At 57.5% G+C, this 22,116-nt stretch carries 24 protein-coding genes and 2 pseudogenes; 15 read left to right on the top strand and 11 right to left on the bottom strand.

Annotation, left to right across the window (positions count from 1 at the left end; all coding sequences use genetic code 11):
• Positions 1 to 6: 6 nt before the first annotated feature.
• Positions 7 to 975 (top strand): tetratricopeptide repeat protein, encoded by a 969-nt coding sequence (locus tag F6R97_RS00235; RefSeq protein WP_038983410.1) that lies wholly within the window; start codon positions 7 to 9, stop codon positions 973 to 975.
• A gap of 137 nt (positions 976 to 1,112) precedes the next feature.
• Here the strand turns inward: F6R97_RS00235 and F6R97_RS00230 are convergent, their stop codons facing one another.
• Complete coding sequence (locus tag F6R97_RS00230; protein ID WP_038983411.1) at positions 1,113 to 1,409, bottom strand: hypothetical protein; 297 nt, start codon at positions 1,407 to 1,409, stop codon at positions 1,113 to 1,115.
• 504 nt (positions 1,410 to 1,913) lie between these two features.
• Here F6R97_RS00230 and F6R97_RS00225 point away from each other — a divergent pair.
• Both F6R97_RS00225 and F6R97_RS00220 read left to right on the top strand, forming a co-directional pair.
• A complete protein-coding gene (locus F6R97_RS00225; protein WP_048393535.1) occupies positions 1,914 to 2,180 on the top strand; it encodes a DUF2790 domain-containing protein in 267 nt (88 codons plus the stop codon).
• Between the two features lie 90 nt (positions 2,181 to 2,270).
• Entirely contained in the window at positions 2,271 to 2,669 is a 399-nt protein-coding gene (locus F6R97_RS00220; protein ID WP_048393537.1) for a hypothetical protein, read from the top strand.
• Here the strand turns inward: F6R97_RS00220 and F6R97_RS00215 are convergent.
• Entirely contained in the window at positions 2,666 to 2,935 is a 270-nt protein-coding gene (locus F6R97_RS00215) for a DUF1652 domain-containing protein (protein ID WP_048393539.1), read from the bottom strand. The two genes, F6R97_RS00220 and F6R97_RS00215, sit on opposite strands and share 4 nt — an antisense overlap.
• A gap of 386 nt (positions 2,936 to 3,321) precedes the next feature.
• Between F6R97_RS00215 and eco the strand changes: the two genes are divergently transcribed.
• Entirely contained in the window at positions 3,322 to 3,804 is a 483-nt protein-coding gene (eco, locus tag F6R97_RS00210; RefSeq protein ID WP_048393541.1) for a serine protease inhibitor ecotin, read from the top strand.
• Between the two features lie 30 nt (positions 3,805 to 3,834).
• On the opposite strand, the pseudogene ilvA reads toward eco, so the two are convergent.
• Positions 3,835 to 4,830, bottom strand: a pseudogene (gene ilvA, locus F6R97_RS00205) (threonine ammonia-lyase, biosynthetic); the annotation flags it as partial.
• A 291-nt stretch (positions 4,831 to 5,121) separates the two neighbouring features.
• Between ilvA and F6R97_RS00200 the strand changes: the two are divergent.
• Positions 5,122 to 5,457, top strand: coding sequence for a DUF2834 domain-containing protein (locus F6R97_RS00200; RefSeq protein WP_050683398.1), 336 nt, complete (start codon positions 5,122 to 5,124; stop codon positions 5,455 to 5,457).
• A 190-nt stretch (positions 5,458 to 5,647) separates the two neighbouring features.
• On the opposite strand, the gene F6R97_RS00195 is transcribed toward F6R97_RS00200, so the two are convergent.
• Positions 5,648 to 6,799, bottom strand: a complete 1,152-nt coding sequence (locus F6R97_RS00195; RefSeq protein WP_038983421.1) for a PQQ-dependent sugar dehydrogenase — start codon at positions 6,797 to 6,799, stop codon at positions 5,648 to 5,650.
• A gap of 52 nt (positions 6,800 to 6,851) precedes the next feature.
• Complete coding sequence (locus tag F6R97_RS00190; protein WP_038983423.1) at positions 6,852 to 7,211, bottom strand: hypothetical protein; 360 nt, start codon at positions 7,209 to 7,211, stop codon at positions 6,852 to 6,854.
• 214 nt (positions 7,212 to 7,425) lie between these two features.
• Between F6R97_RS00190 and F6R97_RS00185 the strand changes: the two genes are divergently transcribed.
• The gene (locus tag F6R97_RS00185; RefSeq protein WP_038983424.1) at positions 7,426 to 8,298 is read left to right on the top strand and encodes a Ku protein; all 873 of its coding nucleotides are present in this window, start codon (positions 7,426 to 7,428) and stop codon (positions 8,296 to 8,298) included.
• Between the two features lie 147 nt (positions 8,299 to 8,445).
• Here the strand turns inward: F6R97_RS00185 and lpxO are convergent, their stop codons facing one another.
• Positions 8,446 to 9,345 (bottom strand): lipid A hydroxylase LpxO, encoded by a 900-nt coding sequence (lpxO, locus tag F6R97_RS00180; protein WP_315865793.1) that lies wholly within the window; start codon positions 9,343 to 9,345, stop codon positions 8,446 to 8,448.
• A gap of 400 nt (positions 9,346 to 9,745) precedes the next feature.
• Between lpxO and F6R97_RS00175 the strand changes: the two genes are divergently transcribed.
• Complete coding sequence (locus tag F6R97_RS00175; RefSeq protein WP_032836318.1) at positions 9,746 to 9,952, top strand: hypothetical protein; 207 nt, start codon at positions 9,746 to 9,748, stop codon at positions 9,950 to 9,952.
• Between the two features lie 82 nt (positions 9,953 to 10,034).
• Here the strand turns inward: F6R97_RS00175 and F6R97_RS00170 are convergent, their stop codons facing one another.
• Positions 10,035 to 10,328, bottom strand: coding sequence for an excalibur calcium-binding domain-containing protein (locus tag F6R97_RS00170; protein ID WP_038983425.1), 294 nt, complete (start codon positions 10,326 to 10,328; stop codon positions 10,035 to 10,037).
• A 407-nt stretch (positions 10,329 to 10,735) separates the two neighbouring features.
• On the opposite strand from F6R97_RS00170, the pseudogene F6R97_RS00165 reads away from it, so the two are divergent.
• The 3 genes and pseudogenes from F6R97_RS00165 to F6R97_RS00155 all read left to right on the top strand — a co-directional run.
• Positions 10,736 to 11,068, top strand: a pseudogene (locus F6R97_RS00165) (hypothetical protein); the annotation flags it as partial.
• 5 nt (positions 11,069 to 11,073) lie between these two features.
• Positions 11,074 to 12,663 carry an ABC-F family ATPase gene (locus F6R97_RS00160; protein ID WP_080772150.1) on the top strand — a complete coding sequence of 530 codons (1,590 nt, stop codon included), beginning with the start codon at positions 11,074 to 11,076 and terminating at the stop codon, positions 12,661 to 12,663.
• 248 nt (positions 12,664 to 12,911) lie between these two features.
• A complete protein-coding gene (locus tag F6R97_RS00155; protein WP_315865792.1) occupies positions 12,912 to 14,099 on the top strand; it encodes an MFS transporter in 1,188 nt (395 codons plus the stop codon).
• Positions 14,100 to 14,211: 112 nt separating this feature from the next.
• On the opposite strand, the gene F6R97_RS00150 is transcribed toward F6R97_RS00155, so the two are convergent.
• Positions 14,212 to 15,249 (bottom strand): alpha/beta hydrolase family protein, encoded by a 1,038-nt coding sequence (locus tag F6R97_RS00150; protein WP_038983428.1) that lies wholly within the window; start codon positions 15,247 to 15,249, stop codon positions 14,212 to 14,214.
• A 170-nt stretch (positions 15,250 to 15,419) separates the two neighbouring features.
• Positions 15,420 to 16,031 carry an FMN-dependent NADH-azoreductase gene (locus F6R97_RS00145; protein WP_038983429.1) on the bottom strand — a complete coding sequence of 204 codons (612 nt, stop codon included), beginning with the start codon at positions 16,029 to 16,031 and terminating at the stop codon, positions 15,420 to 15,422.
• A gap of 129 nt (positions 16,032 to 16,160) precedes the next feature.
• On the opposite strand from F6R97_RS00145, the gene F6R97_RS00140 reads away from it, so the two are divergent.
• Positions 16,161 to 17,069, top strand: a complete 909-nt coding sequence (locus tag F6R97_RS00140) for a LysR substrate-binding domain-containing protein (RefSeq protein WP_038983430.1) — start codon at positions 16,161 to 16,163, stop codon at positions 17,067 to 17,069.
• The gene (locus F6R97_RS00135) at positions 17,066 to 17,425 is read left to right on the top strand and encodes an MmcQ/YjbR family DNA-binding protein (RefSeq protein WP_038983432.1); all 360 of its coding nucleotides are present in this window, start codon (positions 17,066 to 17,068) and stop codon (positions 17,423 to 17,425) included. Before F6R97_RS00140 ends, F6R97_RS00135 begins: the two co-directional genes overlap by 4 nt.
• Positions 17,426 to 17,431: 6 nt before the next feature.
• On the opposite strand, the gene F6R97_RS00130 is transcribed toward F6R97_RS00135, so the two are convergent.
• Both F6R97_RS00130 and F6R97_RS00125 read right to left on the bottom strand, forming a co-directional pair.
• Positions 17,432 to 17,863: a DUF1294 domain-containing protein gene (locus F6R97_RS00130; RefSeq protein ID WP_038983433.1), complete on the bottom strand. Its 432-nt coding sequence runs from the start codon at positions 17,861 to 17,863 to the stop codon at positions 17,432 to 17,434.
• The gene (locus tag F6R97_RS00125) at positions 17,860 to 18,690 is read right to left on the bottom strand and encodes an undecaprenyl-diphosphate phosphatase (protein ID WP_048393548.1); all 831 of its coding nucleotides are present in this window, start codon (positions 18,688 to 18,690) and stop codon (positions 17,860 to 17,862) included. The genes F6R97_RS00130 and F6R97_RS00125 overlap by 4 nt, the downstream gene beginning before the upstream one ends.
• A gap of 293 nt (positions 18,691 to 18,983) precedes the next feature.
• Between F6R97_RS00125 and F6R97_RS00120 the strand changes: the two genes are divergently transcribed.
• The 3 genes from F6R97_RS00120 (at position 18,984) to F6R97_RS00110 (ending at position 21,935) form a co-directional block, all read left to right on the top strand.
• On the top strand, positions 18,984 to 20,618 hold the full coding sequence (locus tag F6R97_RS00120; RefSeq protein ID WP_315865791.1) for a methyl-accepting chemotaxis protein: 1,635 nt from the start codon (positions 18,984 to 18,986) through the stop codon (positions 20,616 to 20,618).
• Positions 20,619 to 20,850: 232 nt separating this feature from the next.
• Positions 20,851 to 21,414, top strand: coding sequence for a nicotinamide riboside transporter PnuC (gene pnuC, locus F6R97_RS00115; protein WP_038983436.1), 564 nt, complete (start codon positions 20,851 to 20,853; stop codon positions 21,412 to 21,414).
• Entirely contained in the window at positions 21,411 to 21,935 is a 525-nt protein-coding gene (locus F6R97_RS00110; protein WP_315865790.1) for an AAA family ATPase, read from the top strand. The genes pnuC and F6R97_RS00110 overlap by 4 nt, the downstream gene beginning before the upstream one ends.
• The last annotated feature ends 181 nt before the right edge of the window (positions 21,936 to 22,116 follow it).

Below are 22,116 nucleotides of genomic sequence, written 5' to 3'. Positions count from 1 at the left end.
TAACAAATGAGAGTGTATTTTTTCGTAGCCCTTTTTGCGATCGGAATATCTTCCGAGGTTTACGCTCAGTTTACTTCGGACTTGAATTCAGCCAAAGCGCAAGGCATCACACTTTATAATCAATTCAAAGCTGCCTCGGCAGTGCCATTCCTGGAATTAGCAGCCCAAGCAGGGGATCATGAAGCCCAGTATTATCTGGGCGAAGCGCTGCGAAAAAAGAAAAGGTATATTACACCTGAGGCACAGAGCGCTTATGAAGCTTCTGCACTTCAAGGCGATATATATTCAATGATCCGGCTTTCCGAAAATAACAACGATCTTTGCGTTGTTATGAAAAACTGTCCCGAAGGTCGAAAAGAACCAACTGAATGGAGGAAAATGGCCTTAGATGCCGCTGGAAAAGAAGCGACCAAAGGAAACGCCGAGGCCATGTACCTGATGTTTCGCCTAACTGGTGACGACAAATGGCTTGAGCAATCGGCCGAGAAGGGGTACGCCTTCGCCCAGTATTACCTGGCAACTGGGTACCGTGATGGAAAGGGATTTTTCCTGCTTCCATCAAGCAGAGCAGATGTAGTTCAGCGCCTAATGAAAGCATCTGCTGAAGGTGGCTACCCTCCAGGTATGATGGCGTATGTAGAGACACTTGCGAAAAAAAACGATCTTGAAACACTCAGATTCTGGTACGAAAAGGCTGCCAAATCTGGATACGCAAGTGCTGTTTTCGGATATGGTTCGTATCTATCTAAGAACCCTTCAGAACTCGGATTTTCTTATGAGCCTGTAAAATCATACGCCTTGATTTCCACCCTGCTTGAACTTGATGGTGGTGGCGGCTTGTTAAAATATGCCAAAGAATTATTGCCTGAAATTGCAGCAAAACTAACTCCTGAACAAATCGAACAAGCAAAGCAAATGTCGAAAGAATGGAAAGCAACACACCCGCCGCTCTCATATTTCCCAGATAAACTATGAAGCGAGGAAAGCCTATTGAAAGGTCACCTGATTGAGCCTGCATCAACCAGGTGACAGCAAAGTAGTAGAACAGGACGAGTTGATCATTTCAGTCAATTCAAAACCGTAACGCTACTTCCCTTCCTTACAGCTCGACCTCAGACCGGCGCCTTCCACCCCATCATCCGCTGCTGAGCAACCGTCAACAGATCGCAACCATCCTGAGTCAGCAGATAAAGTGCATGGGTAATGTGCGGAATGTCCTGAACATCGCCATGCTTGAAGCATTGACAGTGGAGCGTTTCAAGCAACTGGCTGGAAGCGCGGATGCGCTGTAATGCGGCTTCGAGAATGTCTTGGGGATTGGCTTCTGTGTCGATCACCAAGGGGGTTGAGTCGGTAATGCTGCTTTTGATTGAACGGTAGCGTTCGGGGAGTGGATTTATCGTTGGCATAGTAATTACTCGGCATAATTAGTAATCGCCAGCACCGTGACCAAACGATGGGTGGCGGCTGTGCACAGGCTTGGTCAACCGATAACGCCAAATCGGCTCGCCCGAAGGCGTCCCGCACACAGCCGCCATTACAACGCAAGACGAGACGTAGAAGTCCGCAGTGCGAATGAGGGCACAAATATGTGCGACGTTATCAGGTGACCAAACCTGTTCGCTGATTTTGCAGCGATGCCAAACAGTAATCGCTACAAGCCAAGCGCCGAAAGACGACAAGGCGCCCAAGCTTGTAGGATCGAGCCGAAGCTCCCTCAGTTTTTTTACCTACATGAAACCTCTGTCAGAAACCTCCTCACGACAGGCGGCATGCAACCCGGTTAACCATCGCTTAACCCCACGGTCCAAAGCTTTACTGGACCGCACGCCCTCAGCCCCGTCTGACGCCCAGTGCGGCAGGTTCGACGTTCTTCAGTCGAACTGGATTTCCCCCTGCACTGGAGCCCCATCATGAACATGCGAACACTACTGATAACCACCACCCTCGCCTGCACCGCGTTCGCAGGTTTCGCTCAGGCCAACGAGACGTCCTCCCAGGCCGTGCCTTATCACTACGGCATGCCGCTGCATGTGGGCAAGGTCATTTCCATGACCGAGCCGTCGACGCTGGACTGCAAAGTGGTCACGGCCAACATGAAATACGTCGATAGCGTCTCGGGCAAGCCTGCGGAAATCACCTACCTAAAATTTTCTGACGCGTGCAGTTATCAGAACTGACAGAAGATTCTGATTCGGCACTTGGCGGTAGGCCTGTGAGGGTTCAGACGCTATGCTTTGGCGTCTCCCTCACTGCCGAAAGGATTCGCCATGCAGATCTCGTTTCGCACGCTGTCGACGTTCACTGCCGCGCTTTGCTTTCTGCTGGCGCTGGTCTGGGGTTTGATGCCGCAATGGTTGCTGGCGATCTGGGGTATCGAGTATTCGTCCGGGGCGGGTTTTATCGCCAGGCGCAGTGCGGTGCTGTTCGGCGCGTTGGGAGTGATGTTTTATCTCGTACGGCAGGCACCGCCCTCGGCGGCGCGAAGCGCGATGTGCAGCGGCTTTATGGTGGGGTGTTTCGGTTTGGCGGCGCTGGGTCTCGGCGAATGGCTCAATGGTCATGCCGGGCCGGGTATTTTGCTGGCGATCCTGGTGGAATTGGCGCTGGGGCTGGGGTTTATCCAGACCCGGCGCGTATCGGTCGAACTGGGTGAAACGGCCGGTTAATGGGCTTTTGACGTCGGGTGCAACAGTTGGCTATGCCTGTTGTGCTCAAGGTCGGTGCGTAACTCGGCGATCAGGTTATTGATCTCCCGACACCCGTTCAGGCGCTGGGCGTCTATGCCGGTGACGCACAGGTCGAGATGGTCAGTCTCGACGTCCGAATACACCTTGACGGTCATCGACAGGTCCGGCGACAGCGTGCATTGACAGCGTTTCGGGAGAAAACTGCTTTCAACGATATTGCGTAGTTCCAAGGCAGAAAGAAACATGGCCACCCTCTCGCTTTGTGAGATTGCCAATCAAAAATCAATGTCGGTCGGAGCTCAGATCGCCCGTTCTTTTCGTCAGTGCGGGTTTCATCGTTCCAACGTCCGACCGTTTTCTTGTTTCAGCGCTGACTCAACAGGGATCGCGGTCAGCTCAAGACAGCTACAGCATAAAACATGCCCAGGATTTCGCTCTGCGCCTCGTCGGCAAATCAAGGGTTTGATGCGGGTGCAATAAAGTGACTCGTGCAAAATGCAAGAAAGGTCTGTTTCAAGGCCTGCATTTTGCAAACACCCCGATGGCGGGTTTGCATTGGGTGAGGACGGCAGTGAGAATACGGCCCATCCATTCAGTATCCGCTGACCCCACACACACGCAAGGAGGCATCATGGGTGCTTTGCCGCTTAACAGGACCGTCGGGCTGATAATTGCCGTTTTTTCGTCCGTCGCCCACGCCGCAACCCTCGAAGACGTCGCGCCGTATCCCAAGCCCGAGAGCGGTTTTACCCGCCAGGTCATTCACCTCGCCCCGCAACAACAGGAAGAGGGTTATGAAATCGAGATTCTGGCCGGCAAGACCCTGACCGTCGACTGCAACCGTCAGCGCCTGGGCGGCATGCTTGAGGAAAAGAACCTTGAAGGGTGGGGTTACCCGTATTACCGGCTGGAAAACGTCATCGGCCCGATGAGTACGCGGATGGCCTGCCCGGATGGCAAGAGCAAAAAGGACTTCGTGCCGGTGGTCGGTGACGGTTTCAAGCTGCGCTACAACAGCAAGCTGCCGATCGTGCTTTACGTGCCCAAGGACGTCGAAGTGCGCTACCGGATTTGGTCGGCGTCGAGCCGCATCGAGAAAGCCGTTCAGGAATAACCGCACCAGCCCTCACGCCGACACGCCGCTCAACGCGGCGCGCTCGGCCACATGCCGCAAACTGTCGAAATTAATGTTCGCTCCGGAATCGATAGCCACCAAGGTCTGCCCCCGTGCGCCGGTGCGTGCCACGTATTGCTTGATCCCGGCCACGGCCAAGGCGCCGGAAGGTTCGGTGATCGAGCGCGTATCGTCGTAGATATTCTTGATGGCGGCGCAGAGTTCGTCGTTGCTGACGGTCATTACCTCATCGACGCAAAACCGGCAGACCTCGAAACCATGGGCGCCGATTTCAGCGACGGCCACACCATCGGCGAAGGTGCCTACGGTTGGCAGCACGACACGTTCGCCGGCTTGCAATGCAGCCTGCAAGCAGGCGGAATGTTCCGACTCGACGCCGATGATGCGGACTTCAGGGCGCAGGTATTTGACGTACGCGGCGATACCGGCGATCAAGCCACCACCGCCCACCGGAACGAAGATCGCGTCCAGCGGCCCTTGGTGCTGGCGAAGGATTTCCATGGCGACGGTGCCCTGCCCCGCGATTACGTCCGGGTCGTCGAAGGGCGAGACAAAGGTGCGGCCGGTTGTCCGTGCGAGGTTCAGCGCATATTCCAAGGCAAACGGAAAACTCTCGCCGTGCAACACCGCATCGGCTCCCCGACTGCGGACACCCAGCACCTTCAGTTCCGGTGTCGTGCAGGGCATTACGATGGTTGCGGCGATCCCGAGTTCGCGGGCCGCCAACGCTACGCCTTGGGCATGATTGCCCGCCGAAGCCGTGATCACGCCACGAGCCTTCTGTTCATCGCTCAGGTGCACCAGTTTGTTGTAGGCGCCGCGGATCTTGAAGGAAAACGTCGGTTGCAAGTCTTCGCGCTTGAGCAGGACCTGATTGCCCAACGCCTCGGACAAGGCCGGTGCCGCTTGCAACGGCGTGCGCACAGCGAGTTCGTAAACCGGCGCGGCAAGAATCTTTTTCACGTAGTGCTCAAGCAAGCTCTGCTGGGCGGGGGTGCTGTTCATGGTCGTCTCCTTGGTATCCGGGTTTACGCGGTCGGCGTAGGAGCTGCGGGCGCCCGGTAAGCTCAAAACCCAGGAGACAGAAAGTAAAAACCCGCCTCTAGGGCGGGTTGGGTGCTGCAGTCGTGAGCTAGCCCGCCAAATAAGGAATGGCGGTAATAATGCTTGGCTGGCAGCGCAATACGGTGGAAGTCATGGCTGGAAATTAGCCGGACGCTGATGGCAAGTCAATGGCCAATTTTCAAGGGCCGCTGTAGGCTGGCGATTCTGCTCATTGTCCCAAGGAAGGAAACCATGAAGTCTGTCGCCCTGCCCCTCATTGCCCTGATCGCCTTCGCCGGCTACACCGTTTCGGTGATGCTGCAGGCCGAGCAGTCGTTGCTCGACTTCGGCATCAGCCTGATGTCACGGCCCGATACCGCGCAGGTGGTGATCGATTTGTACCTGTTGGCGACGCTTGCGGGTATCTGGATGTACCAGGATGCGCGCAAGCGCGGGCAGTCGGGGTTGTCGGTGGTTCCCTATCTGTTGGTGACGGCGATTTTTGTGTCGGTGGGGCCGTTGTTGTATCTGGTGGTGCGGGGGCTTCAGGAGTGGAAAACATCCGTCAGCGCGGCTCAAGAAGTCTGATCCAGGTTTGGTAGGAATGCATCATTGCGGCAAGGCAGCATGCCTCAATGCCAGTAAGTCAAGCCACAGAACCTGTGGGAGCGTGGCTTGCCCGCGAAGAACGATGACGCGTAGTACCTGAAAAACCGTGGTGTATTCTTCGCGGGCAAGCCACGCTCCCACAGGATTCTCGTCGCTCAAATTTCTTAACTTACTTCAACCCAACCTTGTACAGCACACCGTCCTCTTCATCAGTCAGTACATACAGATACCCATCCGGCCCCTGCCGTACATCGCGAATCCGTTTGTTGAGTTCACCGAGCAACCGCTCTTCGTGAACAATTTTGTCGCCATCGAATTGCAGGCGGATCAACTCCTGACTCACCAGCGCGCCGATAAACACGCTATGTTGCCAGGCCTTGAAGCGATCACCGTCATAGAAGGCCATGCCGCTCAGGCCGGGGGAATTTTCCCAGACATGGTGCGGGCCCACGGTGCCTTCGGCGGTTTCGCCCTTGGCTTCCGGGACCGGCAGGCCGGAATAGTTGATGCCGTGGGTTGCCATCGGCCAGCCGTAATTTTTGCCGCGTTCGATGATGTTGATCTCATCGCCGCCTCGGGGGCCGTGCTCGTTTTCCCAGAGCGTGCCACTCCAGGGATTGAGTGCCGCGCCTTGCGGGTTGCGTTGGCCGTAGGACCAGATTTCCGGGCGAACGCCTTTTTGCCCGACAAAGGGATTGTCCTTCGGCACCTTGCCGTCCGGATAGAGCCGCACGATCTTGCCTTGCAGTTTGTCGAGGTCCTGTGCCGTGGGCCGGTCGTTATTCTCGCCCAAGGTGATGAACAGATAACCGTCGCGGTCGAACACCAGTCGCGAGCCGAAGTGATTGCCAACCGATAGCTTGGGCTCCTGACGGAAGATCACGTTGAAATCCTTGATCGCCGTCAGGTCCTCGGACAGTCGTCCACGACCGACCGCCGTGCCGGCCTTGCCGCCTTCACCGCCCCCTTCGGCGTAAGACAGATAGACCATGCGGTCTTGCTTGAAATCGGGCGACAACGCCACATCGAGCAATCCGCCCTGCCCCTTGGCCCAGACCTGAGGCACGCCATTAAGCGGACCCGAGAGTTTGCCGTCGGCGCTGACCAGCCGCAGGTTGCCGGGCCGTTCGGTCACCAGCATCCCTTGGCGGTCGGGCAGAAACGCCAGCGCCCAGGGATGTTCCAGGCCTTTAACGATCGGCGTGAGCTCAAGGGTGCCCTGCTCGCTTTTTATATCCTGTGTCGGCGCCGCGAAAACGGGCGCCGTGACTGTAAATAATGCGCTGGCACAGAAAGTGGCCAAGAGGGTTTTACGCAACATGCACGATTCCTTTTGTCGTCAAAAATGGCTGGCAAGATCTCTGTCCTGCCGTTCAACGGTAGTTGCGATCCGAGTCCCGGGGCGGTGGATTGGGAATGAATTTCGGTTGGCTGGTGGGTGCCTGTCGATCTTGCGGATAGCGGTTGCCGATACCGCCGTTATCGAGCGTTGGCGGTCGTGGCACAGGCACCGTGTTCGGCCCGCGAATCACCGGGATGCCGGGTTGGGTGCCTTGCATGCTGTTGGGATTGGCCCGGCGAATCGGGCTGTTGTAGGGATTGTTGTTGGTGCTGCCCGGCAGGTTCTGCGCCAGCAGCAAGGGCGAGGACGGCGATGCGGCGTCTGCCAAAGCCAAAGGACTTAGCACGCCACTCAATGCCAGTGCGAGGACGCCGAGCACACATTGGTTCATGGGGACCTCTCTAAATGAGCGTGCCATGCTTCATGGATGAATAGAGCCACGCTACGCCCAGGGTCCGGATTTGTTAACCAAAACCTGCTCCACAAGATGTAACACGAGTTAACCGCACCGCCGATCCGCCCGCAGGACCGGGCCGCCGACGACTGAAACTTTTGCTCGGGCCCATAGGTCACCTGAACATCAATCGACTGACGAGAGCACGACGATGGCACGGGCAATCTGGAAAGGCGCAATCAGTTTCGGTCTGGTGCACATCCCCGTGGCGCTGGTCTCGGCAACATCTTCCCACGGGGTGGATTTCGATTGGCTCGACAGCCGCAGCATGGAGCCGGTGGGCTATAAGCGCGTCAACAAAGTCACTGGCAAGGAAATCAGCAAGGAGCACATCGTCAAAGGGGTCCAGTACGAAAAGGGGCGTTACGTGGTGCTTAGCGAAGAGGAGATTCGTTCGGCCCATCCGGTGTCGACCCAAACCATCGACATCTTTGCCTTTGTCGACAGCGAGCAAATCCCCCTGCAAAACATCGATACGCCTTACTACCTGGCCCCGGATAAACGCGGCGGCAAGGTCTATGCGCTGTTGCGCGAAACCCTCAGCAAAACCAACAAGGTCGCCTTGGCCCGCGTTGTGTTGCATACCCGCCAGTACTTGGCCGCCCTCATGCCGTTGGAGTCAGCCATGGTGCTGGTGAAACTGCGCTGGCCCGCCGAAGTGCGCAGCCTTGCTCAACTGGAACTGGGCAGTGAAGTGACCAAGCCGGATCTGGCCAAAGGTGAGCTCGACATGGCCAAACGGCTGGTGGAGGACATGAGTGCCGACTGGACGCCCGAGGAGTACCGCGACAGCTTCGAAGACAAAATCATGGCGCTGGTCGATACGAAGGCTCATGAAGGCAAGATCGAAACCGTGGAAACCGTTACCGGTGAAGAGGAGCGCAAGACGGCCGATGTCATCGATCTGACCGAACTGCTCAAGCGTAGTCTTGGTGGCAAGGGGGGCGGTAAAACGGCCAGCAAACCGGCCACCAAAGCCAAATCTACTGCGGAGAAAAAAAACACGAAACGGTCCAGCGGCTGAGCGACTCCTGGGACATCCATAAGTTTTGCGGTGGAAATACCGGCCTCTTCGCGAGCAAGCCCGCTCCCACATTGGATCTGGGTCGTTCACAGGACCAATGTGGGAGCGGGCTTGCTCGCGAAGGCGTCATACGCCTCAACACCTAACTCAGATCAAAACAAAAACCGCCAGCAACCCAGCAAAAACCGCCCATTTCTCCAGGTAGTAGCGAGTGCGGTTACGCTTCTTGAGCGCTTTGCCGCGCAGGCGAATCTTGTAGATTTTGGCGAACAAGCGGTTGATACCACCGACCTTGTCGCCGGCATCGTTCGGCGCACCCGCCGCCGCCATCACCGTGCGGCTGAACCAGCGGTTGAACGCCGTCGCCCAGCGATACTTCATCGGCCGCTCAATGTCACAGAACAGGATGATGCGGTTTTGCGCAGTGGTGTTTTCGGCGTAATGAATGAAGGTCTCATCGAACATCACCGCTTCGCCGTCGCGCCAATGGTAGTTCTCACCGTCGACATTGATGTAGCAACCGGCATCGTTCGGCGTTTCCAGGCCCAGATGATAACGGTATGAACCGGCATACGGATCGCGGTGACGGACCAGTTTCGAACCCGGCGGCAGTTCGGCGAACATCGCGGCCTTGATCGAGCCGATGCTTTGCACCAGTTCAGTCGTGCGCGGGCAGAGCTTTGCGGCCGACGGGTGACTGTCGCCGTACCATTTGAGATAGAAACGTTTCCAGCCACTTTTGAAAAACGAATTGAAACCAACGTCGTCGTACTGATTCGAACGCTTGATCTCCCCCGCCTTGAGCAGATTCTGGCCTTCGGCGCGAATCTCTTCCCAATGAGCCTGCAAAGGGCTCAAGTCGGGAAAGTCTGCCGGATCGAGATAAGGTTTATTGGGCGTTTTCGAAAACAGATAAAGGAAGCAATTGATCGGTGCCAGAAACGTCGAGTGGTCGCTCAGTTGACGGCCAAATTTGTGGCGCACCTTACCGCGCAAGTGAACATACGCAATGGAGATGACATAAATAGCGGCAATGATAAGTTTCACGAAAATCGTCACACGTCAGAAGTGAACAAACTGCGTCCCGATGGCGCGCTCTTGAGCTATGCCGACGGACGGCACAGGGTCGAAAGATGGCATTTTAGCCATAGTTTGTAACTAATAGTTAACCTTCAACTGTGAAAATGTGTCCACGGATACCGCCAAAGCGCCGACGACCCAACATAGGAATGCACAGTAACGCGAACCGCCCACCCGATAGTAGCCACCTGCCACGCCACCATTCGTCGCATATGAAAATCTGGTGCGGAATACGCAACATGTCTGGCGTAGGCTTTGCACCGGTCGGACGTAGCAGCCCCGGAACGACGTAATTCTGACGCGGCGGCAATTAAATTAACACTTAAGGACTCCAGCGATACGCTTGGTCAGTCACCGGAGATGTAACGTGTCAACTCTCAATGAAATCGCAGCGAACCACGCGAGAATGGCTAAGGCAAAAGAAGAAGAGTCGACCGGACTGAATGAGCGGCACCTTCAAATAGTGGGAAGTTTCGAAATCCCATCTATCGATGAACAACAACACATTCCACTGCACCTCATTACTGGAGGGCAGGACAACCATCTCGGACAAGCCGCTGGCTACTTGCTCTGAGTCTCGACCTGGTCAGTCGCCGGCTTGTCGCACGCCGTTCAACGTGCGGCAAAGCCAGACTTTCCCGCTGAGCGACAAATAGTCATTGGCACCACTGCGACTCACAGGGGATTGCGTCGTTGTCGCCGTCCATTTTCATTCCTGGGCAATTTTTCAGAAAGTTTTTGGCCTCTGCGCACGAGGTCATCTGCGAACAATATTTTCGCCCATCACATTTGAATGGCGCTGAAACAGGCTTCGGCGCAGTCACGACGATAGAGACTTCTTTAGAGACTTCTTTGGGATTCGATAGTTGAACTGCAGCCCAGGACTGTAGTTCAGGGGAAAGCTTCCAAGCCAACAGACCAACAACGAGCATCACCAAAATCAGTTTCATTTTGATCCCATCCATGATGAGAGACTGTTTGCGTTCTCACGTTGCCTGCTTTCCAGCGTAACCCATTAATCCACTCACAGCGGGGGCTGGGGGTAAAGGGTGCGCCTTGGGTCAGGGGAATATCTGCGAGCCGCTATCAGGTGATGGTCAGCGGTGATGACAACGAAACGCCAGCGCGCCCGGAAACCCGGCCCCTGACGAAGAAGAATAGACCCCTTCCCACCTTCTGCTGTCACGCATGGCATGGAGAGATGAGTCTGAATGGGTGCCCACCCTGACCAAGTGCTGGCCATTCAGTAATCCATCTGAAACACACGAGGCCGGGCAAGCGGTGCTGACTTTACCCAGAGCCACGCCAAGTGTCCCGAACACAACGCTGAACAAAAATAACATTGAGGTGCCACAAGGAGCTCCCCTACGTTTGCCCACCCTCTGGATGAGCCAACCCATCAGACAGACCCCGGTTATGCACAAACCGGGGCCGAACCTCGAAGAAGCGTGCGACACGTTATCGCCCACCGTACAACTGCCGTCACACTTATGCGACAATATGCACAATGTCTGGCATGAATCCCGCCTTTATTGCCCAACAGCTTGGACACAGCGTCCAGATGCTGCTCTCGACTTATGCGCGCTGGTTGAACTCTAGCGGTGACTGGGGAGAGATGGAAAGAAACTCCAGAACGCCCCAGGAATGGCCTAAGCGCCAATTGCGCAGCTCGCAACCCATTGATAGGTAAAGTAATTGATCTCCACAGCTAACATCACGATGCAGTTCGGCGCCAAGCCGCTATTCGAAAACGTTTCGGTCAAATTCGGCGCCGGTAACCGCTACGGCCTGATCGGTGCCAACGGTTGCGGCAAGTCGACCTTCATGAAAATCCTCGGTAACGACCTCGAGCCGTCCGGCGGCCAGGTCATGCTCGAGCCGAACGTGCGTCTGGGTAAATTGCGCCAGGACCAGTTCGCCTACGAAGAATTTACCGTGATCGACACCGTGATCATGGGTCACGAAGAGCTGTGGAAGGTCAAGGCCGAGCGCGACCGCATCTACTCGCTGCCGGAAATGACCGAAGAAGACGGCATGGCCGTGGCCGAGCTGGAAACCGAATTCGCCGAAATGGACGGCTACACCGCCGAATCCCGTGCCGGCGAGTTGTTGCTGGGCCTGGGTATTGGCATCGAGCAGCACTTCGGCCCGATGAGCGAAGTGTCCCCGGGCTGGAAACTGCGCGTATTGCTGGCGCAGGCACTGTTCTCCGATCCTGAAGTGCTGTTGCTCGACGAACCGACCAACCACTTGGACATCAACACTATCCGCTGGCTGGAAAACATTCTGACCCAGCGCTCCAGCTTGATGATCATCATCTCCCACGACCGTCACTTCCTGAACAGCGTGTGCACCCACATGGCTGACCTGGACTACGGCGAGCTGCGCCTGTTCCCGGGCAACTACGACGAGTACATGACCGTGGCGACCCAGTCCCGCGAGCAACTGCTGTCGGACAACGCCAAGAAGAAAGCGCAGATTTCCGAGCTGCAATCGTTCGTCAGCCGCTTCTCGGCCAACGCCTCGAAAGCCAAGCAAGCGACCTCCCGAGCCAAGGCGATCGACAAGATCCAGCTGGCCGAAGTCAAGCCTTCGAGCCGTGTCAGCCCGTTCATCCGTTTCGAACAAACCAAGAAGCTGCACCGTCAGGCGGTCATCGTCGAGCGCATGGCCAAAGGCTTCGACGGCAAGACCCTGTTCAAGGACTTCAGCTTCCAGGTTGAAGCCGGCGAGCGCGTGGCGATCATCGGCCCGAACGGTATCGGTAAAACCACCCTGCTGCGTACCCTGGTCAACGAATTGACTCCGGATGCCGGTACCGTGAAATGGACCGATGCCGCGGAGCTGGGCTACTACGCCCAGGACCACGCTCACGACTTCGAAGACGACTGCAACCTGTTCGACTGGATGGGCCAGTGGACCCAGGGCGGCGAGCAAATCGTTCGCGGCACCCTCGGTCGCATGCTGTTCTCCAACGACGAGATCCTCAAGTCGGTCAAGGTCATCTCCGGTGGTGAGCAAGGTCGCATGCTATTCGGCAAGCTGATCCTGCAAAAGCCGAACGTGCTGATCATGGACGAACCGACCAACCACTTGGACATGGAATCCATCGAGGCGCTGAACCTGGCGCTGGAGAACTACCCGGGCACGCTGATCTTCGTCAGCCACGACCGTGAGTTCGTATCGTCCCTGGCCACCCGCATCATCGAGTTGAGCGCCGACGGCGTGATCGACTTCAGCGGCACCTATGACGACTACCTGCGTAGTCAGGGTGTTTTGATGTAAGACGGCTGCAAGCTTCAAGTGAAAAGCCCTGTCCTGGTGACGGGGCTTTTTGTTTCGAACAAAAAGATCAAAAGATCGCAGCCTTCGGCAGCTCCTACACCGACCGGGTACACTCGCGATATTGCGACGTACTCATCAGCTGTAGGAGCTGCCGAAGGCTGCGATCTTTTGATCGTTAGCCTGCTTCCTTTTATTCCCCACCCACGCCATGATGCAGTTCTCCTACCGCCGCCCGCGAAAGAGCTCTCATGTCTGTGCAGCAGCTGCCCCCGCAAAGCTCCATGGCGATCACTCTGCAAATCGTCTCTATCGTTTTCTATACCTTTATTGCCTTCCTCTGCATCGGCCTGCCGATTGCCGTGTTGCCCGGGTATGTGCATGAACAATTGGGGTTCAGCGCTATCGTGGCGGGGTTGACTATTGGTTCGCAATACCTGGCCACCCTGCTCAGCCGGCCCATGGCCGGGCGTCTGTCGGACAGCATCGGTACTAAACGGGCGATTGTTTACGGCTTGTCGGGGATTGCATTGAGCGGCGTGCTGACATTGCTGTCGACCCTGCTGCAAGGTGTGCCGTTGTTGAGCCTGATCATCCTGATCGCCGGCCGGTTGTTGCTGGGCATCGCTCAAGGGTTGATCGGGGTCGGCACGATCAGTTGGTGCATGGGCCAGGTCGGTGCCGAGCACACGGCGCGTTCGATTTCCTGGAACGGCATCGCCTCATACGGCGCCATCGCTATCGGCGCGCCGCTGGGCGTGGTGATGGTCGCTGAACTGGGGTTCGCCAGCCTCGGGATCGCGCTGTCGTTGCTGGCCCTGCTGGCGCTGCTGTTGGTCCGCAATAAACCTTCAGTGCCGGTGATTCGCGGTGAACGTCTGCCGTTCTGGGCGGTGTTCGGCCGCATTGCTCCCTTCGGCGCGAGCCTGAGCCTGGCGTCCATCGGTTACGGCACGCTCACCACATTTATTACCCTGTATTACGTCAGCCTTGGCTGGACCGGCGCAGCTTATTGCCTGACGGTATTCGGGGTCTGTTTCATTCTGGCGCGACTGTTGTTCATATCCAGCATCAGCCGTTTCGGCGGCTTCACCTCCGCCATCGCTTGCATGACCATTGAAACCGTGGGGCTGGTCCTGCTGTGGCTGGCGCCCTCGACGGGTTATGCCTTGATCGGCGCGGGGCTGACCGGGTTCGGCCTGTCGCTGGTGTATCCGGCGCTGGGAGTGGAAGCGATCAAGCAAGTGCCCAATTCCAGTCGCGGAGCGGGTTTGAGTGCTTATGCGGTGTTTTTCGATCTGGCGCTGGCGATCGCCGGACCGCTGATGGGCGCGGTGGCGTTGAATCTGGGGTATTCGTGGATTTTCTTTAGTGCGGCGTTGTTGTCGATAATCGGACTCGGTTTGACCTTATTACTGAAACGCCGGGCGATGACCTGATATCCACCCGATCTGTAGGAGCTGCCGAAGGCTGCGATCTTTTGACGTTGCTTTTAAGAACAAGATCAAAAGATCGCAGCCTTCGGCAGCTCCTACATGGACCGCATTGAATTTATTGATCCGCGGTTTGCATGCCGGCGCGGGTGGGTTTGCCCAAGGCATGGGAGAAGAACCGTCCGGCTTCGGAAATCATGTTGCGGTGAATGTCCTTGCGGTCGACGCCGTCGGCATCGGTACACAGTGCCGGCATGGTGGCGATCTGTTCTTCGTTGCACGGTGCCATGAATACGAAGTGCCCTGCCCCGGCCAGCAATTTGAAATCCGGTGCGGTCGGCAGTTTGCGTGCAAGCGCTGCAGCGTTTTTGTCGAACGCCACCAGTTTGTCGCCATCGCCGCTGTACAGCAGCACCGGCACATGCACGTCGGCCAAGGTATGGCGGCCGAACTTCAGGCTCAGCGGCGCCATCAGCAGCAAGGCATGCACGCGCGGGTCCGCCACCGGCTGCAAGTCATCACGATCGACAATCAGTTCGCCTTGCGTGTTACAGGCATCGTGATCATCCGGGCGCTCCTGGCAATAACGACGCAGGCGATCCAGATCCGGGGTGGCGCCGGACAGGATCAGCGCAGTCTCACCGCCCGCCGAATAGCCAATCACCCCGACCTGCTGGGCATTGACGAAAGGCGCGAGCATCCGGTCGCCCAAGGTTGCGGTAATGGCTTCGGAAATCTGGATCGGCCGCCCATAAAGGTTGCTCAAGGTGCCGAGGCGGCTGTGGTCTTTGGAGTTGTCGCCGGGATGGATCACCGCCACTACCACAAAGCCCTTGCGTGCCAATGAGGTGGCGAGGTCGTGCAGGGCCAGCGGGGTTCCGGTGTTGCCGTGGGACAGCATCAGCATCGGGAAACGTCCGATCGCGACTTTGGTGTCTTCACCCGCTTCGACCGTGTAGCCCTCGAGCGTGCTGGAGTGTTCCTTTTCACTGGACGGGTAAAACGCGATGGCGCGCATCGGCTGCAAGTCCAGCGGATCAAGGAAGGTCATCTCATGGAAACCGACGCTCCAGTGAGGATGTGGCGCAGACGCGGCGTGCACCAAACCCAGACTGCCGAGCAGGCAAATCAGTAGCGTTGCACAAAGACGCACCATGGGATGCCCCCACCCTGTTACCTGACGGCAGATATTAGCCCTCGACTGCATAACCTGGGCCAGAAACGGATAACCGCCAGATACAAAAAACTCCGTACCTGGCCATCACGATGACCAGAATACAGAGTTTCAGGGGTATTGCCCGAGCTGTTTACGACTTTACGCAAGCCTTACGCGGCCGCGAACAATTGCTCGCTGATGTGCGCCTGAGCGTCGCTCATGGCTTTAGTGCGCACTTCATCACCGTAGGCCAGGCCATGGGCGCGGACGAACTCGATGTCGGTGATGCCGAGGAAACCAAACAGCACTTTCAGATAATCTTCGTGCGCAACACCGGTCGCTTGACCGGCATGCAGACCGCCGGCAGTCGAAACGATCACGACTTTCTTGCCGCCGCACAGGCCTTCAGGGCCGGCTTCGGTGTAGCGGAAAGTCTGGCCGGCCACGGCGATGCGGTCGATCCAGGCCTTGAGTTGGGTCGGGATGGTGAAGTTGTACATCGGCGCGGCAATCACGACCGCATCGGCGGCGAGGAATTCGGCCAGGGCCTGCGCGCTCAGATCGGCTTCGTGCTGTTGCGCGGCGTTGCGCAGTTCAGCGGCGGTGCCGGCGGCGACCAGGGTGGTGGCGGAGAAATGGCTGATGGCATCGGCGGCCAGGTCGCGGTAAGTCACCACAACGCCAGGCTCGGCGGCTTGCCAGGTTTTGACGACTTCGCCGCTCAGCTGACGGGAAGCCGAGTTGTCACCCAGAATGCTCGAATCGATATGCAGTAATTTCATGTGGGATCTCCAAGGTGAGGACCGCCACCGGCGATCTGATGGAGACAATCCTACCGACGAAACCAATAGATGATTAGTCGGCAACAATGCGATAGTTTGTCCCACTGATAGAACAGTCGAGCTCAAACCATGCAAGATCTCAACGACCTCTACTACTTCGCCAAGGTGGTCGAAGCTGGTGGTTTCGCAGCGGCCGGGCGTTTGCTGGGGATTCCCAAGTCGCGGTTGTCTCGACGCATCGCCGAGCTGGAAGAACGCCTGGGCGCGCGCCTGCTGCAACGCACCACCCGCCAACTCAACCTGACCGCCGTGGGTGAGCGTTACTTGCGCCATTGTCAGGCGATGCTGCTGGAAGCCGAGATGGCCGACGAAGCGGTGGCCAGCATGTCCAGCGAGCCCCGGGGACGCTTGCGAGTGTCCTGTCCCGTGGGATTGGCTCACCAAATGCTGCCTGGGGTGATCAGTAAGTTCCTGGAGAAATTCCCTCAGGTTCAACTGGACGTCATGCTACTCAACCGTCGGGTTGATCTGGTGAACGAGGGCATCGACGTCGCCTTGAGAGTGCGGGATCTGGGTGATGAAGATCCATTGCTAGTCACCCGCCGCCTGCGTCAGGCCCAAATGCTGTTGGTTGCCAGCCCTGGATTTCTGCTCGGCCGTGAAATCAATCATCCTGAAGACCTTAAAAACCTGCCCGTGCTCGGCGCCCTGGAAGCCGACCGCATGGTGCACATCCGCCTGCTTGATCAACTGGACAAAAGCTACGAGCTGAATCTCGAAGCGCGATTGGGCTGCGAAGATTTCATCGTGCGCAAAGCCTGCACCCTCAGCGGCCAAGGCTTTACCATGTTGCCGATGATGTATTGCGAGCAGGAGTTGGAGAACGGCTCGCTGGTGCAATTATTGCCCGACTGGTCATTGCCGGGCGGCTGGCTGCAAGCCGTCTACCCTCATCGACGCGGGGTGATGCCAGCCGTGCGTGCCTGGATCGACCATTTGATCGAATCATTCAATGCGTGCGGGGACAGACTGTTATGAAAGCGGGACGAATGAGCGAAGAGGACGTCGCGCAATACTGCCTGGCGTTGCCCGGTGCGCGGGAGGATTACAAGTGGGGTGGCGTGCGGGTGTTTTCGATTGCCGGGAACAAGATGTTCGCCTTGCAGAACCTGCGGGGACAGTCCCTGGCTTTCAAGGTCGACAAAGATCTGTTCCTGGGCCATTGCGACCGGCCGGGCATTCACCCGGCGCCGTATCTGGCCCGGGCCCAGTGGGTCATTATGGACACGCCCTACCCGCTGGGCACCGAAGAGCTGCAAGGTTTGCTGCAACGTTCCCACCAACTGGTGGTGAGCAAATTGCCCAAGCGCACGCAGGTCGGCTTGCTGCTTTAAAGTGCGTTAAAACAACGCAAACAGGTTAGCGCCAAGAAACAGCTGATCGATCCAGAACACCTGGTGCATCAACACGATGAGCCAGAACACCAACTGAAACGAGACTTTGCGGGTCTTGTGTCGAAACGCTTGCTGGGCCAGCAAGGCACCCGGCCAACCGCCCGCCAGCTCCACCGCGTGCAAGACGTTCTCCGGCGTGCGCCAACTGTCGGCGCGGGCCTTGTGCTTGTCGCTCCAGTACAGGAAAAACGCCAGCACGCTGACGATGCCGTAGGCCGCCAGGGGAATCATCGACACCCCGTGCAGCCATAGCGACACCGAGCCAAACAACGGCACTGCGCACAGCGCAACGAATACCAGCAGTTTCAGCCGCAGGTTCTGAATGGCGCCCCCGGACTTGCGTCCGGGGGTATTGTTGCGCGCACTGGAATCGTTCATGGCTTGACCGCTGTCCAGTCGACCCAGCCGAATTGCCAAGTGGCCAGGATCACCAGACCGAACGCAATGCGATACCAGGCGAATGTCGCGTAGCTGTGGCTGGCGATGAATATCAGCAAGGCCCGAACGGCGATCATCGCAAAGATGAAGGCGGTGATGAAGCCAATGGCGAACACTGGAAAATCAGCCGGCACAAACAGATTGCGGTATTTGTAGCCCGAGTACACCGCCGCGCCGACCATGGTTGGCATGGCGAGGAAGAACGAGAACTCGGTGGCCGTCTTGCGCGACAACCCGAACAGCAAGCCGCCAATGATCGTCGAACCGGAGCGCGAGGTCCCCGGAATCATCGCCAGGCACTGGGCGAAGCCGACTTTCAACGCGTCTTTCCAGGTGATGTCATCAACGCTTTCAGCATGCACTTCATGCTGGCGACGTTCAGCCCACAACATGACGATCCCGCCCACGACCAATGCGGTGGCCACGGTAATCGGGTTGAACAGGTACTCATGAATCAAGTCGGCGAAAATCACCCCCAATACCACGGCCGGCAGGAAGGCAATCAACAGGTTCGCGGTAAAGCGTCGGGCACTGGGCTGTGTCGGCAAACCGATGACCACGTCGAAGATCTTGCGGCGAAACTCCCAGACCACCGCCAGGATCGCCCCGAGCTGAATGATGATGTTGAAGGCCATGGCCCGCTCGCCGCCGAAATTGAGCAAGTCCGCCACAATGATCTGGTGCCCGGTACTGGAAATGGGCAAGAACTCCGTCAGCCCTTCTACAACGCCTAAAATCAATGCCTGAAAGGCCGTCCAAAGATCCATCAATCCCCCAAGAAGCAATACCCCCAGGCATGCTCCGTTAATATTTTTTGAGCGTTCACTGCGATCAGCGTAGCTGACATCCCGCGCGCACAAAGATCCCCACAAAACCGTAAAAAATCCGTGAAAAACAAACGGAAACTCAGGTTTTTACGCGCGGGGCCGAAATCCTATCAGACACGCCTCATTTACGCTGCCGCGTAATAGGACCTGAGTCGGATAGGCCCGATCGGCAAAGTGTGGTTGGATGCTGGCGATCGATTATTACAAGAACAAGAATCCGGAGTAACAGCGTTATGAACAGCTTGCGCAGTGTGTCGATCAGCCGACGCTTGTGGCTCATCTTGATCGTGGCCGTGGTGATGCTATTGACCTTGGGCGTGTTGATGCTCAAGCAGATTCACGACGATCTCTATCAGGCCAAGGTCCAAAAGACCCAGCACGTGGTGCAGACCGCCAGTGGCATCCTCACCTACTATCACGGTCTGGAAACCGCCGGCACCCTCACCCGCGACGCCGCGCAAAAACAGGCACTGAACGCCGTGCGCGGTTTGCGCTACGACCAGAATGACTATTTCTGGATCAACGATCTGACGCCGGTCATGATCATGCACCCGACCAATCCGAAACTTGATGGCCAGAATCTCTCGACGATCCGCGACCCCGACGGTTTCGCGCTGTTCAACGAGATGGTCGCCATCGCCAAGGCCAAGGGTGCCGGCATGGTCGATTACCGCTGGCCAAAACCGGGCGCCAGCGCGCCGGTGGAAAAAACCTCCTACGTGAAACTGTTCGAGCCTTGGGGTTGGGTGATCGGTTCGGGCGTGTACATCGATGACATGCAGGCCGAGTTTTATGCGCAGGTCTGGAAAGCCTCTTTCGTAGGCTTGGTGATTGCCCTGATCATGGCACTGCTGGTGATCATGATTGCCCGCAGCATCGTGCGCCCGCTCCAGGAAACCGTGAACGCCATGGCCAACATCGCCAGCGGTGAAAGCGACCTGACCCGCAGCCTCGATACCCACGGCCAGGACGAAGTCACGCAACTGGCCCGGCACTTCAACGCCTTCACCGCAAAACTGCGCCTGGTGATCAGTCAGCTGCAAGTGTCCGCTGGCGCGCTGGGCCAGTCTTCCAGCGAACTGGGCAACGATGCCGCGCAAGCCCAGCAACGCAGCCAACAGCAATCCCAACAAATGGAACTGGTGGCAACCGCGATCAACGAAGTGACCTACGGCGTGCAGGACGTGGCCAAGAACGCCGAACACGCGGCCAGCGAAATGCGTAATGCCGAGTCTCAGGCACAACAGGGGCAGGTCAATATCGATGGCAGCTTGCAGCAAATCGACAAGCTGTCTGCGACCATCGATCAAGCCGTCGAAGTGATTCGTACGCTGGCCGCCGAAAGCACGCAAATCGGCAGCGTTCTTGAAGTGATCCGCTCCATCGCCGAGCAAACCAACCTGCTGGCCCTCAACGCCGCCATCGAAGCCGCCCGGGCCGGCGAGCAAGGTCGCGGGTTTGCGGTGGTCGCCGATGAAGTGCGCCTGCTGGCCCAGCGCACTCAAAAGTCGACGGCGGAAATCCAGTCGATGATCGAACGCCTGCAAAGCCATTCCGAAGCGGCGGTCAAGGTGATCGGCGACAGCAGCCGTGCGTCGCAACTGACTATCGAACAGGCCGGCCTGGCCGGCGCAAGCCTGAATGCCATCGGCCAGGCCTTGCGCAACCTCAACGGGTTGAACGCTTCGATTGCCAGTGCGACCTTGCAACAGGCCCATGTGGTGGAAGACATCAATCAGAACGTCACCCAGGCCGCCGGGTTGTCCCACAGCACGGCACTGGCAGCCGAACAGTCGAGCGTGGCCAGCGTTCATCTCAAGGAATTGAGCGAACAGCTGAACGGGTTGCTGAAGCAGTTTCGGGTGTAACTCCGTCCCAGCATCCCCGCTGTCCCCTGTGGGAGCGAGGCTTGCCCGCGAAAGCGGTGTGTCAGGCGACATCAATATTGACTGTGCCGCCGCCATCGCGGGCAAGCCTCGCTCCCACAGGGATTACGTTTGACTGACTGCCATTGGCAAGCCCTCTTCCCCACTACGAGCCCATTCCCCACAATCCGGGTACAATTCGCTCCCCTCTTTTTTACGACACCAAGGAACCTCCATGTCCGGGCTTGAACTGTTTGCTGCCGCCCTCGGCGTGATTGCCGTTTGGTTGACGGTCAAACAGAACCCTTGGTGCTGGCCGATCGGTCTGGTCATGGTGCTGCTGTATAGCTGGGTCTTTTTCGAGGTGAAGCTGTATTCGGACATGCTGTTGCAAGTGATCTACGCCGGTTTGCAGATCTACGGCTGGTGGCAGTGGACTCAGGGGACCGCGACTCATGGCAAGCGGCAGGTCAGCCAGCTGGATGGAAAATCCATCGCTCTAGGGCTGGCCGTCGGCGCAGTCGGCAGTTTGCTGCTGGGCGCCGCGATGGCCCACTGGACCGATGCCGCCCAGCCCTGGCTCGATGCGGCACTGACCGGCTTCAGCCTGGTGGCGCAGTTATGGATGGCGCAAAAACGTCTGCAATGCTGGCCGCTGTGGATCGCGCTGGACATCATTTTTGTTGGCCTCTTCGTCTATAAAGCGATGTACCTCACCGCCGGCCTCTACGGTTTATTCGCACTGCTGGCGGTGCACGGCTGGCGGACATGGCGCGCCGACCCGGCGTTGCGCACATGAAAGTGCTGGTACTCACAGGGCCTGAATCCAGCGGCAAGAGCTGGCTGGCCGACGAACTGCAACAGCAATTCGGCGGTGCTCTGGTGGGTGAATACGTGCGCTGGTTCATTGAGCAGGAAGCGCGCGACACCTGCCCGGCCGATATCCCCGACATTGCTCGCGGTCAGCTGCAATGGGAAGATGACGCCCGTGCCCTTGGGCCGCCGTTGCTGATTCTCGACACTCACTTGCTGAGCAACATGCTCTGGAGCCAGACCTTGTTTGGCGATTGCCCGGCCTGGCTCGAGCAGGCGCTGCTGGCTCGGCACTATGATTTGCACTTGCTGCTGTCGCCCGAACAGGTCGACTGGACCGATGACGGTCAGCGCTGTCAGCCCGAGCTGGATGAACGCCGGGCCTTTTTCAACGCCACTCAGGCATGGCTGGAGCAACATCGACAGCCTGTTCAAGTGCTTCAGGGTGATTGGGCCGAACGCCGGCTTCAGGCATTTCAAGCCGTCGCGTTATTGCTCGAGCGCTGATCTTCCTCCAATCCATGTGGGAGCGGGCTTGCTCGCGAAGACGGCGGAACAGTCAATATTGATGTCGCCTGACACACCGCTTTCGCGAGCAAGCCCGCTCCCACATTGGATTGCGCGGAGCTGACAGACACTGGTCAAATACCCCAGCATTTGTTGCAAAATTTTTGCAAATACGTCCGTT

Origin of the sequence: Pseudomonas sp. JV414 (genome assembly GCF_032424305.1) — a bacterium.
Classification (GTDB): Bacteria; Pseudomonadota; Gammaproteobacteria; order Pseudomonadales; family Pseudomonadaceae; genus Aquipseudomonas; species Aquipseudomonas lini.
The sequence above is the reverse complement of the archived record's forward strand: the minus strand, read 5'-3'. Positions and strand labels throughout refer to the sequence as shown.